The sequence below is a fragment of the Bacillus sp. DC4300-2b2 genome (assembly GCF_049895685.1).
GTDB lineage: Bacteria > Bacillota > Bacilli > Bacillales > Bacillaceae > Bacillus > Bacillus safensis.
The window spans coordinates 75,141-87,872 of the sequence record NZ_JAFCSW010000007.1; the positions used below are offsets into that span (position 1 = coordinate 75,141).

The following is a 12,732-nucleotide window of genomic DNA, read 5'->3' on the forward strand; positions in this document are numbered from 1 at the left end:
CAAGTATGATCATTGATTGAACTGACTCTATTATATCATCACCTGAAGAGGATACCTTATTTAATCACGGTTTTATAGCTCCAGCTTTCCAAGGATATTTCCTTTCCGCGCAATACCCTTTCATCAAACTCCATCCAGCCATTTTTTCGGTAGAAATGACGATTGGCCTCGTTGTGTGTAATCAGTGTGAACAGTCCGCCGCCTTGCCGGGCGATAAAGGGAAAAAGGCATTGCTTTAACATGCGGCTTCCGAGTTTTTTTCCTTGCTGGTCTTTTGCCACGACAAGTGCTTCTAAATACCAGTAAGGCTGCTTTAAGGAAGAACACGCTTTTTTTGCCTCCTTTAAAACACGGAACACATGCTGAATGGCCGATATACCGCCAGTGAAGAGCAGCTTTAACCCACCTGACAATACATAATTCATGACGCCTGGTTCAGGAAGATGCGGATGCTTTAAAAGGGCAGCAGACACAACCTTCTCGTTCTCAACCCCGACAAAACAGATTTGATGCTGAAAATACACCTTTGTATTGACCAAATGCAGCTGACGAGCGAAAGCAGAGCGCTTTGAGACCTTTTCACATAATAAGTCAAAAAATGAATAGTCCTGAAACGAATCATCTAACAACTCTGCCACTTGAGGCAGTTCATCCTCTCTGGCAAGTCTGAAATGAAGCATATGATGGCCTCCTTTTTTGAACAGATATATATTATTGAACATGTGTTGATTATAATAAGAAGTAAAGAGATCGAACATCGGCAATGGATGATAACCTGTTCATAATTAGACAGCTAGCGCCTGATTGTTCAAAAACGGAGGGGATTTCATGAAGGACAGACGAACGATCAAAACAAAAAGAGCCATTCGGGAAAGCTTCCTTGAGCTGTTAAAGGAAAAGGAAGTGCAGCAGATTACGGTATCAGAGCTATCAAGGAAAGCGGATTTAGGCAGGGGAACCTTTTATTTGCACTATCAAGATGTGTTTGATTTACATGAACAGCTTGAGAAAGAACTATTCGATCAGCTCGGGGGGTTATATGATGAAACCTTTCCAAGTCAGGACCCTCTTGATATGCTTTCCTTTTTAAACAAAACGGCTGAATACTTGAAAGAGAATCAGTATATGTTGACGTTATTTGTAAAACCAAATGGCCCAACGACCAATCAATTCAAAGCCTTTTTCAAAGAAAAAATCATGAAAGAGTGGCAGCTTGATCAGCGTCCTATTACAGAGAATGAACAAATAGAGGCCTCTTTTGTCGTGTCTGGTGTCGTGGGGGTACTCGAGGAATGGATTCATGAAGAAATGACCATTGAAGCCGGCAAGCTCGCGCATAAATTATACGAGCTTCTCGTCAAGGTGGAACAGGAATCGTAAAAAGGGAGAAAGTTATGTAGCCTTTGTCTTTCCTTTTTGATAAAATAGAATATATGTTCTTATTTGAAGTAAGGGAGTGGTGGGATTGAGTGAGAAAAGAAAACTGCTTTTTTATGGGGCGATGAGTATCGATGGATATTTAGCGAGAGAGGATCACAGGCTCGATTGGCTCATAGGGACAGAGGGCGAAGATGAAACGAGCTACGACACCTTTTATGCGTCAGTCGATACACTGATCATGGGGCGCAATACATATGAACAGATTCTTCAGCTGTCACCAGATGAGTTTCCTTATGAAGGAAAGACATGTTATATCATGTCACGTACGTTACAAGACAGTCTGGAAGGAACCCATATCATTCGCGAAGATGTCTTATCATTTGTGAAAAAATTAAAGAATGAAACAGGCCGGAATATTTGGATTGTCGGCGGCGGGGGACTGCTTCAATCTTTCATAAAAGAAAGATTGGTGGATGAGCTTTTTCTTCAAATCGTACCTGTCATCATTGGAAGAGGAATTCCTCTCTTTTCACCGGCGGATCTGGAATCCAAGTTTTCATTACAGGAAGTACATCAATATAAACAAATTGCTGAAATGCATTTCATCTTAAAAGAAGAGGACCACTGAACCAAGGTGGTCTTTTTTCATGAAACAAACTCATTGACAAGAAAATATCCTAGTGTTAGGATAAATTCATCCTAGTTTTAGGATTTCTTGAAAAAGGAGTAGTTGCCATGGTGCAGCATGATCATGAATTAGATTTAAGGCTATTCCGCGTATGGATGAAAGCCTATCAAGCCCTTTTTACAAATATCCAAAAAGACATTGAACGTTATGATATCGGATTTGAAAACTTTCAGATCCTTGAATTGCTCTACAGTAAAGGACCTCAGCCTGTTCAAAAAATTAGCGACATCTTGTCAATCCCAAGTGGAAGCATGACATATGTCGTGAACAAACTAGAAAAACAAGAACTGGTGAAAAGGCAATGTGCGCCTTCAGATAAGCGGGTATTTCATGTAAAGCTTACGGAAAAAGGGAAGCAATTGTTTGACGACATTTTCCCTAAACACACAGAGGTCATTTCGCAAAATCTATCCTTTATTGAAAAAGAAGAAAAAGAGCAGCTCATTGAATTACTAAAAAAAATCGGTTTAGGTGCAAAACAACTTCGCGAAAAGGGGAAACAAGATGACACTCAGCTTTGATACATTGGTACGTGAAAGACGATCTGCATCAAATTTTTTGCCAAATATCTCGATTTCGAGAGAAGAGCTTAACAGCATATTTGAAGAGGTCAAGCTGGCACCATCTGCTTTTAACTTACAGCACACACAATATGTTGTCGTCCAAACAGAAGAGATGAAAGAACAAGTAAGAGAAGCGGCATTTGGACAATATAAAGTGCACTCTGCTTCAGCAGCGATCATCGTACTCGGAGATCCAAACGCTTATGAGCACGCAGGGAACATATATGAAGGACTGAAAATGCTAGGCATTATCAATGCGCAGCAATATGAAGAAATGGTTAGAGAGACCGTGAGCTTTTATGAGCAGAGAGGGGCAGATTTCCAGAAGGAAGAGGCGATACGCAATGCTTCATTATCTGCCATGCTGTTCATGCTTGCCGCTAAAAATAAAGGCTGGGATACTTGCCCGATGATCGGTTTTGATCCCGAAGCAATGAAAAAGGTATTAAACATTACATCAGATTTGGTTCCTGTGTTAATGATTACACTCGGAAAAGAAAAAGTAGAGAGCAGACAGGCGAGAGGCTACAGAAAGCCAGTTTCTGAATTTGTGACATATTTATAAGATAGGGGGTTCCAATCATGGAACTAGGAATTAGTACATTTGTCGAAACAACACCTGATTTTCAAACAGGAAAAACAGTCAGTCACGCACAGCGTATTCGAGAAGTAGTAGAAGAAATTATTTTAGCAGATCAAGTCGGTCTCGATGTATTTGGCGTAGGTGAGCATCACCGTGAGGATTTCGCCGCATCGAATCCAGCTGTCGTCTTAGCGGCTGCAGCAACACAAACAAAAAATATTCGTCTGACAAGTGCAGTGACAGTCCTTTCATCAGCAGATCCTGTTCGTGTATTTCAGGATTTTGCAACGCTAGATGGACTATCAAACGGACGTGCAGAAATTATGGCAGGCCGTGGTTCATTTATTGAATCATTCCCGCTCTTTGGTTATGACCTTGATGATTATGAAGAATTATTTGAAGAAAAGCTTGATTTGCTGTTGAAATTACAGCAGTCAGAGCGTGTAACATGGAGCGGAAAGCATCGCCCATCCATTCAGGATGTTGGGGTGTACCCAAGACCTGTTCAAGATCCGCTTCCAATCTGGATCGGCAGTGGAGGAAACCGTGAATCCGTCGTACGTGCTGGATTACTAGGATTACCGCTTGTACTTGCAATCATTGGCGGAAGTCCAAGACAGTTCGCACCGCTCGTTCAGCTGTACAAGCAAGCGGCAGTGCACGCTGGACATGACCCTGAAAAATTAACTGTAGCATCACATTCTCATGGATTTGTTGCGGCAGAAACAGACCTGGCAGCAGATCAATTTTTCCCATCCACACAGCATGTGATGAACACATTAGCGAGAGAGCGAGGCTGGGGACCTTATACTCGTTCTACGTTTGATGCAGCGAGAACTTTAGAAGGGGCGCTGTATGTAGGAGATCCAGATACCGTGGCAGAGAAAGTCATTCATCTTAGAAAAAATGTAGGCATCACACGTTTTATGCTTCATGTACCGGTTGGTTCAATGCCGCATGATCAAGTGCTAAAAGCCATTGAGCTATTTGGAAAAGAAGTGGCTCCTAAAGTAAGAGAAGAGGTTGCCCGCTGGGAAGCAGAGCAAAAATAAATAAAAAGGCCGATCAAGAGAGTAGGCTTGATCGGCCTTTTCTTATGCTTAAGGATCAGTGTGATACGTGGTACGCGATCCGGGATTTAATTAAAGAAAACAAAAAGCTGACAGGTGGACAAGCCTGTCAGCTTTTTTCATGAGGATAATAAAGAATCATTTGCATCCGTACCATTTGTTCTCCGGTTTGTTTATACGTGTGCGTCCGGTCCGCTTTAAAACGAATAGAGTCTCCAGCTTTTAAGGTGTATTGTTCATCACCAATAGATAAATCAAGAACTCCCTCAAAAACAGTGATCAATTCCTCTGTTCCCCCAATGTGTTCACTCGCACGCAGCGACCCGCCTCGATCAATTTCTACTCGGTACATTTCAAATTTCCCCCTGTCATCGAAGGGGAAAGTCGTGTACACACGATAACGGCCGTCGTCCTCAGTTAAAACCTGCGCATCCTCCTTGCGTACCACCTTGATTTCAGGCTGTGGTGCGTAAATGAGCTCACTAAAAGATACTTTTAATCCGTTGGCGATTTTCCACAAAGTCGTGATGGTAGGGGTTGATTCTCCTCTTTCGATTTGTCCAATCATGGTCTTGCTGACACCAGTTAATTCTGCCATCTTTTCGAGGCTTAATTTTTTTTGATCTCTAAGAAGCCTCACGTTTTTAGAAATAATGGATTGTACGTCTTCCATGAAAAAAGCTCCTTTCTCTATTTACTTTATAAAGACTGAACGTTACAATAAAACGTAATATACGCAATAAAGTAATTAAAGTCTAAATAACGTATAAGGGAGGCGTCATCTTGATTGTATCTATGTTGATCTATGCTTTTGTTAGCAGCTTTACCCCAGGGCCAAACAACATCATGGCCATGGTCTTTACGAATAAATATGGGGTCAAGCAAACATTTCGATTTTGTTTAGGTGTGGGTATCGGTTTTCTCGTTATTTTGTGTTTGAGCTGCTTCTTTAATATCATTCTTTATCAAGTGATGCCGAAAATAGGCTGGGTCATGGCGTTCATCGGAGCCGCATACATGATTTATTTAGCGGTCAAAATCATGAAAAGTAAAGGCGGGGATGACGAAACACTTGATCGCTACAATCATTTTATCCCTGGTATGATGCTGCAATTTATCAATCCAAAAGCCATCTTGTATGGATTGACTGTGATTTCAACATTTGTTTTGCCATATGGACAATCTAATATGCAGTATGTCATATGGACGCTGATTCTCGCACTTATTGGCTTTCTCGGTACATTCAGCTGGAGCTTATTTGGCTCTTTGTATAAGCGCTTTTTGACTGCTTATGAAAGACCGTTCCAGTATGTGATGGGGGTGCTTCTGATATACAGTGCGATTTCGATGATATGGAGCTATGTCATGTAAGCGGTCAGGAACTAGGATGCTGCCTTCCCATCACAACAGTATCATAATATAATCCGTCACTCAGCCGTTTATCGTTTTTTAATACACCTTCTATCAAAAATCCATGGTTCTCATATAACCGAATGGCTTTTTTGTTCGTTTCAAGCACATGAAGAGACACCTTCTGAATGCCCTGCTGATCTGCCCAGTCAATTGAAGCGGCTAAAAGCTCTTTCCCTATGTGAAAGCCCCAAGCATCTTTCTGGATGGCGACGCCTAATGTCACTTTGTGAGCAGAGCGCTTGAGTGCATGGCCCTCGCATCTTGAAAAACCGACAATCTTTCCTTCAATAGCAGCGACCAAAAATAAATGCCGGCTTTGCTTGGTATCCTCTTCAATCAAAGCCTCAAATGCTTTTTCATCAAGAAAGGCTTCGCCTGGTTCACGGTCTAAATATTCTGTTTCACCATCGATTTTCAGTCTGAGAGCTGATAACTGTTTGGCATCGGCCATTGAAGCGGACCGAATATGATAGGTCAGCCCACGAACTGTGAATATCTTTTCAGAGATGATCATTGATGAGAACACCCACCCTTCTTTCCAGTATGTCTATCATACCTGAAACGTGTACATCGCACACTCAGATGTTTTGTATCTTTCAAAAAGGCTAAATAAATAGTATCAAACGTGGAGGTGGAACAAATGAGTGAAGAAAAAGGACATATGGATAAAGCGAAAGGAAAAACAAATCAAGTCAAAGGGCAAGTCAAAGAAAAGCTTGGGGAAGCAACGGATCATCAAAACCTGAAAGCAGAAGGGAAAAAGGATCAAGCAAAAGGAAAACTTCAAGATAAAAAAGGCGATGTCAAAAATAAGCTGAACGAGTAGATCCGAAACCAGTGCGTTGCTCCATGTATTCATCATCACATGTCTTTCATCAAAAAAATGAATAGATGTGTGAAAAGAATTGATTATACGCTCTCACGATCATCATGTAGACTTGAGATAGAAGACATGATCAAGGGAGATGGATGAAATGGAGCACGTGTGGGAGAAAGTTGACGAGTATATCACAGACAAGTTGATTCCTAAAGATGACGTATTGGAGCAAGCCCTTACTCATAATAAGCAAGCAGGTCTGCCAGCAATTGATGTGTCACCAGCCCAAGGGAAAATGCTTTATTTATTAGCAAAAACGAAGAATGCAAAGCGCATTTTAGAAATCGGGACACTTGGTGGATACAGTACTATTTGGCTTGCGCGTGCTCTTGAAGAGGATGGAGAACTCATCACATTAGAGGCTGACAGCCATCATGTACAGATCGCACAGCAAAACATCAGTAGAGCGGGCTTATCGGAACGAGTGAGCATTTTGCAAGGAAAGGCATTAGATACGTTATCTCAGTTAAAAGAGAGGGCTGCGCTTCCATTCGATTTGATTTTCATTGACGCAGATAAACCAAACAATCCGAAATATCTAAAGTGGGCGTTAGATTTCTCAAAAAAGGGAACAGTCATTATTGCGGACAATGTCATCAGAAATGGAGCAGTCCTTCATGACTCTAGTGGGGATGAACGAGTGCAAGGAACTCGTGAATTTTTTGATTTACTCAAACAAGAACCGAGAATAGAGGCAACAGCGATTCAAACTGTTGGTGAAAAAGGTTATGATGGATTTGTATACGGAATCGTCAAATGAAACAAAGCTTAACCACATGTGGTTAAGCTTTTTCTTTTAGAAAAACCATCTAGCAGTGCCCATCAGCATGACGCCGACAAGAACAGTAAGTGACAAGCTTTTTGTCCAAACAGCGATGAGTACAGTGGGAGTCAAGACAGCAAGATACATCCAATGGATAGTGACGCCTGTGCCTGTTGTTGTATGGATGAAGAGATGCTCTGCAATCAAAGCTGTAAAGATACAAATAGGAATAAACGATAACCATTTCAGCACCATTTCAGGCAGCTGAATACTTCGTACAAATATAAAGGGTACGACTCTCGGAATGACGGTGACGATCATACAACCAACAATGAGCCATAACATAAAGCTGCTGATCATTTATCTGTCACCACCCCAATGGTTGCGACAATCATGGTGGCTAACAGAACAGCCACGTGTGAGGGAACAAAATGAAGCAGGACAAACATCGCAATGACCATATACAAAACAAGTGACAGACGATGGGTTAACTTACTTTTAGGCACAGTTTGCAAAGAAAGAACCAGCAGTGCAGCAAACATAGCGGATAGGGCAAAATCAAGACCAAGCGCTTCAGGATTTGAAATCCAGTGTCCAAAAATGCCGCCAAGTACACAGGCGGCAATCCAGCACAAATACGCCGTTATGTTCAACCCGTGCATCCACCGGTTATTCAGCTTTCCATGCTGAGCTAATTTATTCATGGCTACGCCAAAGGATTCATCAGTCAGCAAGAGACCGAATCCGATATTTTGTTTTAAAGAGTAGCGTGTAAAATGAGGAGCCAGCGTCAGGCTGAGTAATAAATGACGCAGATTCACAATAAATGTAGTGAGAATAATAGCGGAAAGGGGACTTCCCGTGACAAGCAGTGCACAGATAATAAACTGTGAAGCACCAGCATAAATAAAGATTGCTAGAAGTGCAATGTCCCATAAGCTCAACTGTGCACTAATTCCAACAATTCCAAAGGCAAACCCGATACTCATATAACCAAGCAGGGTTGGCACACAATCTTTTATTCCCTCGAGAAATGGTTCGTGTTCCGTGCTGGGAATGTGTTTCCTCGCTTCAATATCCAACGACCTCTACTCCTTTTCTGCGTGACCACCTATAGTTTTACTTACTATATGAAAACGAATTCAGCATGTCAAGACCCGTTTATCTTCTATTATATGAAGAAAAATGGTGACAAAAAAGGATTGAAGTCGACCAGAATTTGTTATAAAGTAGTCTGAAAATAAAAACAAATGAGGTGACGACAATGCAATGGAAGCCTTTATTTGAACATGATGTACCAAATACCCTCCGTCCATAACGGAGAGTGATCTCCGTTTGTGGATATGGCGATCAATATATCCAGTAACGGAGGGGAAAAGATGAATGAAAAATATATAGGCGCCCTTTACCTAGCAATCGCTGCAAGTATTTGGGGCGGTATGTACGTTGTTGTCAAAGTAACTGTAGCGGTGGTTCCGCCGCTTGAGCTTGTATGGATGAGATATGCTGTAGCAGGAATTGTGCTTGTGTGCACCATATGGCGCTTGGGCTATTCCTTTCGATTAGATAAAAAAGATATCCCGCTTGTTATATTGATCGGATTGATCGGAAATTTCCTATCAATTGTAACCCAAGAAATCGGCACCATGTATACATCTGCACAAATGGGGGCTGTGATTACATCTGCTACCCCTGCTTTTATGGTGCTGTTTGCGTTCTTTCTATTAAAAGAAGCCATGACTGTTAGAAAATGCGCATCCATCCTGCTTGCGACAGCAGGTGTCTGGCTCATGATTGGACCAGTCGCAGTGCAAACAGATGAATTTATTGGCGGTCTCTCACTTGTCGTCGCTGCTTTTACATGGGCGCTCATGTCTGTTTTGCTTAAACGAGTTCCAGGAAAGTACCCTCAAGTGGTGACGACCACATATGCGATCATCATTGCATTCATTGTCTTAACACCACCTGTTTTCTTTCGTTTACCTCACCTAGATGTGGAGCAGATGGCAAGACCGGAGATTTGGGGCGGTATTCTCTATCTAGGCATCATCTCAACAGCTCTTGCATTCTTTTTGTGGAATAGAGGGCTTCAATTGATGGATGCCTCGAGCGGCGGTTTGTTCTTCTTCTTTCAACCGATCGTAGGGGCAGCTCTTGGCTGGCTGCTTTTAGGTGAAGAGATGGGGATACGCTCATTCATTGGGATTCTATGTATCTTTGCAGGAGTCTATACTGTACTGCGCCAAAAAGAATAAGAAGAGATGTCCCTTATAAAAGGGACATTTTTTCTAAAATGGATAGGGTAAGAGGTTGGAGGGAAGTAGAATGATACAATTTCCGCATTTGCAAAAAGGACAAACAATTGGCGTCACAGCACCTTCCTCAGGTGTACAGCCATCTTTGCATGACATGTTTCAGCTTTCATGTGAACGAATGAAAAAAAGAGGCTATGATGTCTTATGTGGAGAGACGGTCTGGCAGCAGGAAAAGGCAAAATCTGCCCCTGCGATAGAACGAGCAAACGAACTTCAGTACATGATGACATGTGATGAAATTGACCACATCATCCCGCCATGGGGAGGACAGCTGCTTATGGAAGTGTTAGAGCACCTTGATTTCTCATCCATGCAAAAAAAGTGGATACTAGGTTACTCAGATACGAGTGCACTCCTGCTGGCGCTCACATTAAAAACAGGCATTGCCACAGCGCATGGACCGAACTTAGTCGATCTAAGAGGAGAAGAGCTTGATCAAACGACTGCCATGTGGGAGCGAACACTTTCCGCAAAAGAGGAGACGGAGATAACCCAGTTTTCATCATCTATGTATCAAAAGGAATGGCAGCATGATAATCCGAGTAAACATGTCTTTCATTTAACAGAACCTACCGCATGGCATACTGTTGATCAACAAGAAATGACAGTGAAGGGAAGACTGATGGGTGGCTGCATTGATATTATACGTCACTTAGCAGGGACACCTTTTGGAGACGTCAAAGCTTTTCAGGAAACATTCATAAAGGGCGAACCGATTCTCTGGTATTTCGAAAACTGCGCATTAAATGCTGCAAGCATGAAGAGATCGCTTGTTCAATTAAAACTAGCAGGGTGGTTTGATCACTGTTCAGGTATGATGTTTGGGCGAAGTGCAGTAGATGTGCCTGTTGAAGGGTATCAGTATCAGGATGTATATGAAGAATTACAAAAGGAACTACAAATCCCCATTTTTTACGATATAGATTGTGGGCATGTCCCGCCGCAAATGACGCTGATTAATGGGGCATATGCAGAAGTGCAGCTGCATCCTCAAGGAAAAGCCGTACTAAAGCAAACGTTTTTAGCATAAAAAAGGAAAGGGCGAACCCTTTCCTTCATACTAACATTACATCCCTTTTGTTTCTTCACCTGCTTTAGGAACTTCCCAAGCTGACTCACGGAATACCTTTTCCCATTTAGATACGACAATACAAGCAACGGCATGCCCTGGAACATTCACGCCTGTTCGTGCCATATCCATAATTCGGTCAACACCGGCTATAATGGCAACGCCTTCTGCAGGAAGACCGACTGCATGAGCAGTTGCCAAAAGAACAACGAGTGAACCGGATGGCACAGCTGCAATCCCTTTACTCGTTAACACAAGAACAAGCATCATCAAAAGCTGCTGTGACAGACTCATGTCGACACCAAACGCTTGTGCAAGGAATACGCAGGCAACTGATAAATATAAACTTGATCCATCACAATTGAGAGAAAGACCAGATGGAATCACGAAGGAAACGATTCTTTTTGGACACCCGTATTTCTCCATTCGTTCCATCAATTGAGGAAGGACAGTTTCAGTACTCGTAGTAGAGAAGGCAACAAGGAACAAATCCCAAATCATTTTTAATACTTCGAAGTAGTTAAAACGGAAGATCAGTGCGACCAGAGGGAATAAAGCAAAGAGAATAATGAATAATCCTAAAAAAACAGTCCCGACAAGCTTCATCATTGGGATTAATAAAACAATGCCATATTGGCCGACAGAAGCAGCCATTAATGCAAGAACCCCAATAGGTGCTGTTACCATCACCATCTGTGTGAGCTTAAACATGATTTGTGCCACTGATTCAAAGAAGGTGAGAACAGGAGCAGATGCTTTACCGATGCCGCTTGCCGCTACACCAAATAATATGGCGAAGAAAATGACAGCAAGTAAATCATTCTGAGCCATAACATCGACGATATTGGTTGGAATGATATCTAATACCATTTGTTTAAAGTCAACGACCTTCTCAGTATAACCATCTAATTCCCCAATATCTTTCTTAGCTAATTTAGAGAAATCGAGACCAACGCCAGGCTTTAGACCATTTGCCAATAATAGCCCGATCCCAAGAACGATGGTTGTGATGACCTCAAACCAAATGATTGTCTTTAATCCAAGGCTGCCCATTTTCTTCATGCCGCCGCTGCTGGCTGCACCAATAACAATGGTAGAAAAAACGATTGGAACAACGATCATTTTAATCAGCCTAATGAATCCATCTCCTATTGGCCTGAGGGCCATTCCGAAGTCAGGGAAGAAATGGCCGATAAGAGCCCCTATTACCAAAGCGATCATGATTTGAAAAGCGATAAACTTCTTCATCATCTCCTACCTCCTTTAAATGATTGGAAAAATATTAAGAATTTTCCAATAAATAAAAATTCTATGTGGCCATGTTTTGTCCTCCTTTGTATTTAGAAAGATTTTATTTAAGAATCATTGGAATTATGAAGGAAGAGAAGAAAATAGGGCTATTACATGTCTATTGATCTAAGAAAAAATCAATTTTAAAAAACATGAAACTTTTTTAGAAAAATGTATTGACCCTTTGATGTGATCCATGGTATATTTTTATTCGTCGCTGATGACGTATTTGAAACACAGACGTTCACACGGATGCGGCAAACAAATTTTAAAAAGATGTTGACTTAATAAAAACGATATGTTAAGATAATTAAGTCGCCTGATTAAGCGCCCGTAGCTCAATTGGATAGAGCGTTTGACTACGGATCAAAAGGTTAGGGGTTCGACTCCTCTCGGGCGCGCCAATACAAACCACGCGGGTGTAGTTTAGTGGTAAAACCTCAGCCTTCCAAGCTGATGTCGTGAGTTCGATTCTCATCACCCGCTCCATTTTGAACATGATCTTTGAAAACTAAACAAGACAAAACGTACCTGTTAATTCGAGTTTTTATAAAAAAATCCTATGATACTTCATAGGTAGTCAGTCAAACGCTGACGAAAAACAAAACTTCGGTTTTGTACTTTTTCGGAGAGTTTGATCCTGGCTCAGGACGAACGCTGGCGGCGTGCCTAATACATGCAAGTCGAGCGGACAGAAGGGAGCTTGCTCCCGGATGTTAGC

General features: G+C 41.9%; 16 protein-coding genes, 2 tRNA genes and 1 rRNA gene. 13 read left to right on the plus strand and 6 right to left on the minus strand.

Features of this window, described 5'->3' with window-relative positions:
* Nucleotides 1-56: 56 nt before the first annotated feature.
* Nucleotides 57-680: a GNAT family N-acetyltransferase gene (locus tag ACP69X_RS17875; RefSeq protein ID WP_064498155.1), complete on the minus strand. Its 624-nt coding sequence runs from the start codon at nucleotides 678-680 to the stop codon at nucleotides 57-59.
* 148 nt (nucleotides 681-828) lie between these two features.
* On the opposite strand from ACP69X_RS17875, the gene ACP69X_RS17880 reads away from it, so the two are divergent.
* From ACP69X_RS17880 to ACP69X_RS17900, 5 genes are all read left to right on the plus strand, one after another.
* On the plus strand, nucleotides 829-1,380 hold the full coding sequence (locus ACP69X_RS17880; protein ID WP_073979603.1) for a TetR/AcrR family transcriptional regulator: 552 nt from the start codon (nucleotides 829-831) through the stop codon (nucleotides 1,378-1,380).
* 85 nt (nucleotides 1,381-1,465) lie between these two features.
* Entirely contained in the window at nucleotides 1,466-2,008 is a 543-nt protein-coding gene (locus ACP69X_RS17885; protein WP_041089274.1) for a dihydrofolate reductase family protein, read from the plus strand.
* 107 nt (nucleotides 2,009-2,115) lie between these two features.
* Nucleotides 2,116-2,589, plus strand: coding sequence for a MarR family winged helix-turn-helix transcriptional regulator (locus ACP69X_RS17890; protein ID WP_041089276.1), 474 nt, complete (start codon nucleotides 2,116-2,118; stop codon nucleotides 2,587-2,589).
* A complete protein-coding gene (locus tag ACP69X_RS17895) occupies nucleotides 2,573-3,196 on the plus strand; it encodes a nitroreductase family protein (protein ID WP_073979601.1) in 624 nt (207 codons plus the stop codon). Before ACP69X_RS17890 ends, ACP69X_RS17895 begins: the two co-directional genes overlap by 17 nt.
* Nucleotides 3,197-3,213: 17 nt before the next feature.
* A complete protein-coding gene (locus tag ACP69X_RS17900) occupies nucleotides 3,214-4,266 on the plus strand; it encodes an LLM class flavin-dependent oxidoreductase (RefSeq protein ID WP_024425426.1) in 1,053 nt (350 codons plus the stop codon).
* A gap of 127 nt (nucleotides 4,267-4,393) precedes the next feature.
* Here ACP69X_RS17900 and ACP69X_RS17905 read toward each other — a convergent pair whose 3' ends face one another.
* On the minus strand, nucleotides 4,394-4,957 hold the full coding sequence (locus ACP69X_RS17905) for a helix-turn-helix domain-containing protein (RefSeq protein ID WP_041089280.1): 564 nt from the start codon (nucleotides 4,955-4,957) through the stop codon (nucleotides 4,394-4,396).
* 110 nt (nucleotides 4,958-5,067) lie between these two features.
* Between ACP69X_RS17905 and ACP69X_RS17910 the strand changes: the two genes are divergently transcribed.
* Entirely contained in the window at nucleotides 5,068-5,655 is a 588-nt protein-coding gene (locus tag ACP69X_RS17910; protein WP_073979600.1) for a LysE family transporter, read from the plus strand.
* A 4-nt stretch (nucleotides 5,656-5,659) separates the two neighbouring features.
* On the opposite strand, the gene ACP69X_RS17915 is transcribed toward ACP69X_RS17910, so the two are convergent.
* Complete coding sequence (locus tag ACP69X_RS17915) at nucleotides 5,660-6,211, minus strand: GNAT family N-acetyltransferase (RefSeq protein ID WP_041089284.1); 552 nt, start codon at nucleotides 6,209-6,211, stop codon at nucleotides 5,660-5,662.
* Between the two features lie 126 nt (nucleotides 6,212-6,337).
* Between ACP69X_RS17915 and ACP69X_RS17920 the strand changes: the two genes are divergently transcribed.
* Nucleotides 6,338-6,523, plus strand: a complete 186-nt coding sequence (locus ACP69X_RS17920) for a CsbD family protein (RefSeq protein WP_034665964.1) — start codon at nucleotides 6,338-6,340, stop codon at nucleotides 6,521-6,523.
* A 148-nt stretch (nucleotides 6,524-6,671) separates the two neighbouring features.
* Nucleotides 6,672-7,334: an O-methyltransferase gene (locus tag ACP69X_RS17925; protein ID WP_251220246.1), complete on the plus strand. Its 663-nt coding sequence runs from the start codon at nucleotides 6,672-6,674 to the stop codon at nucleotides 7,332-7,334.
* 36 nt (nucleotides 7,335-7,370) lie between these two features.
* On the opposite strand, the gene ACP69X_RS17930 is transcribed toward ACP69X_RS17925, so the two are convergent.
* Nucleotides 7,371-7,697 carry an AzlD domain-containing protein gene (locus ACP69X_RS17930; RefSeq protein ID WP_426052944.1) on the minus strand — a complete coding sequence of 109 codons (327 nt, stop codon included), beginning with the start codon at nucleotides 7,695-7,697 and terminating at the stop codon, nucleotides 7,371-7,373.
* Nucleotides 7,694-8,419 (minus strand): AzlC family ABC transporter permease, encoded by a 726-nt coding sequence (locus ACP69X_RS17935; protein ID WP_305961120.1) that lies wholly within the window; start codon nucleotides 8,417-8,419, stop codon nucleotides 7,694-7,696. The genes ACP69X_RS17930 and ACP69X_RS17935 overlap by 4 nt, the downstream gene beginning before the upstream one ends.
* A gap of 297 nt (nucleotides 8,420-8,716) precedes the next feature.
* Between ACP69X_RS17935 and ACP69X_RS17940 the strand changes: the two genes are divergently transcribed.
* Together ACP69X_RS17940 and ACP69X_RS17945 are read left to right on the plus strand one after the other, a co-directional pair.
* Nucleotides 8,717-9,592, plus strand: a complete 876-nt coding sequence (locus ACP69X_RS17940) for a DMT family transporter (RefSeq protein WP_041089290.1) — start codon at nucleotides 8,717-8,719, stop codon at nucleotides 9,590-9,592.
* A gap of 70 nt (nucleotides 9,593-9,662) precedes the next feature.
* Nucleotides 9,663-10,682: a S66 family peptidase gene (locus tag ACP69X_RS17945; protein ID WP_041089293.1), complete on the plus strand. Its 1,020-nt coding sequence runs from the start codon at nucleotides 9,663-9,665 to the stop codon at nucleotides 10,680-10,682.
* Between the two features lie 36 nt (nucleotides 10,683-10,718).
* On the opposite strand, the gene gltP is transcribed toward ACP69X_RS17945, so the two are convergent.
* Nucleotides 10,719-11,969, minus strand: a complete 1,251-nt coding sequence (gene gltP, locus ACP69X_RS17950) for a glutamate-aspartate/proton symporter GltP (protein ID WP_426052945.1) — start codon at nucleotides 11,967-11,969, stop codon at nucleotides 10,719-10,721.
* 369 nt (nucleotides 11,970-12,338) lie between these two features.
* Between gltP and ACP69X_RS17955 the strand changes: the two genes are divergently transcribed.
* The 3 genes from ACP69X_RS17955 to ACP69X_RS17965 form a co-directional block, all read left to right on the plus strand.
* Nucleotides 12,339-12,415: transfer RNA gene (locus tag ACP69X_RS17955), tRNA-Arg, on the plus strand.
* Between the two features lie 11 nt (nucleotides 12,416-12,426).
* Nucleotides 12,427-12,500: transfer RNA gene (locus tag ACP69X_RS17960), tRNA-Gly, on the plus strand.
* A 133-nt stretch (nucleotides 12,501-12,633) separates the two neighbouring features.
* Nucleotides 12,634-12,732, plus strand: a 16S ribosomal RNA gene (locus tag ACP69X_RS17965); the annotation flags it as partial.

What these genes read in the sequence shown, in the direction of transcription:
- ACP69X_RS17920 (WP_034665964.1), top strand. Translation starts at nt 6,338, where the DNA reads ATGAGTGAAGAAAAAGGACATATGGATAAAGCGAAAGGAAAAACAAAT.
- ACP69X_RS17925 (WP_251220246.1), top strand. Translation starts at nt 6,672, where the DNA reads ATGGAGCACGTGTGGGAGAAAGTTGACGAGTATATCACAGACAAGTTG.
- ACP69X_RS17895 (WP_073979601.1), top strand. Translation starts at nt 2,573, where the DNA reads ATGACACTCAGCTTTGATACATTGGTACGTGAAAGACGATCTGCATCA.
- ACP69X_RS17890 (WP_041089276.1), top strand. Translation starts at nt 2,116, where the DNA reads ATGGTGCAGCATGATCATGAATTAGATTTAAGGCTATTCCGCGTATGG.
- gltP (WP_426052945.1), bottom strand. Translation starts at nt 11,969, where the DNA reads ATGAAGAAGTTTATCGCTTTTCAAATCATGATCGCTTTGGTAATAGGG.
- ACP69X_RS17905 (WP_041089280.1), bottom strand. Translation starts at nt 4,957, where the DNA reads ATGGAAGACGTACAATCCATTATTTCTAAAAACGTGAGGCTTCTTAGA.
- ACP69X_RS17875 (WP_064498155.1), bottom strand. Translation starts at nt 680, where the DNA reads ATGCTTCATTTCAGACTTGCCAGAGAGGATGAACTGCCTCAAGTGGCA.
- ACP69X_RS17930 (WP_426052944.1), bottom strand. Translation starts at nt 7,697, where the DNA reads ATGATCAGCAGCTTTATGTTATGGCTCATTGTTGGTTGTATGATCGTC.
- ACP69X_RS17940 (WP_041089290.1), top strand. Translation starts at nt 8,717, where the DNA reads ATGAATGAAAAATATATAGGCGCCCTTTACCTAGCAATCGCTGCAAGT.
- ACP69X_RS17900 (WP_024425426.1), top strand. Translation starts at nt 3,214, where the DNA reads ATGGAACTAGGAATTAGTACATTTGTCGAAACAACACCTGATTTTCAA.
- ACP69X_RS17880 (WP_073979603.1), top strand. Translation starts at nt 829, where the DNA reads ATGAAGGACAGACGAACGATCAAAACAAAAAGAGCCATTCGGGAAAGC.
- ACP69X_RS17915 (WP_041089284.1), bottom strand. Translation starts at nt 6,211, where the DNA reads ATGATCATCTCTGAAAAGATATTCACAGTTCGTGGGCTGACCTATCAT.
- ACP69X_RS17945 (WP_041089293.1), top strand. Translation starts at nt 9,663, where the DNA reads ATGATACAATTTCCGCATTTGCAAAAAGGACAAACAATTGGCGTCACA.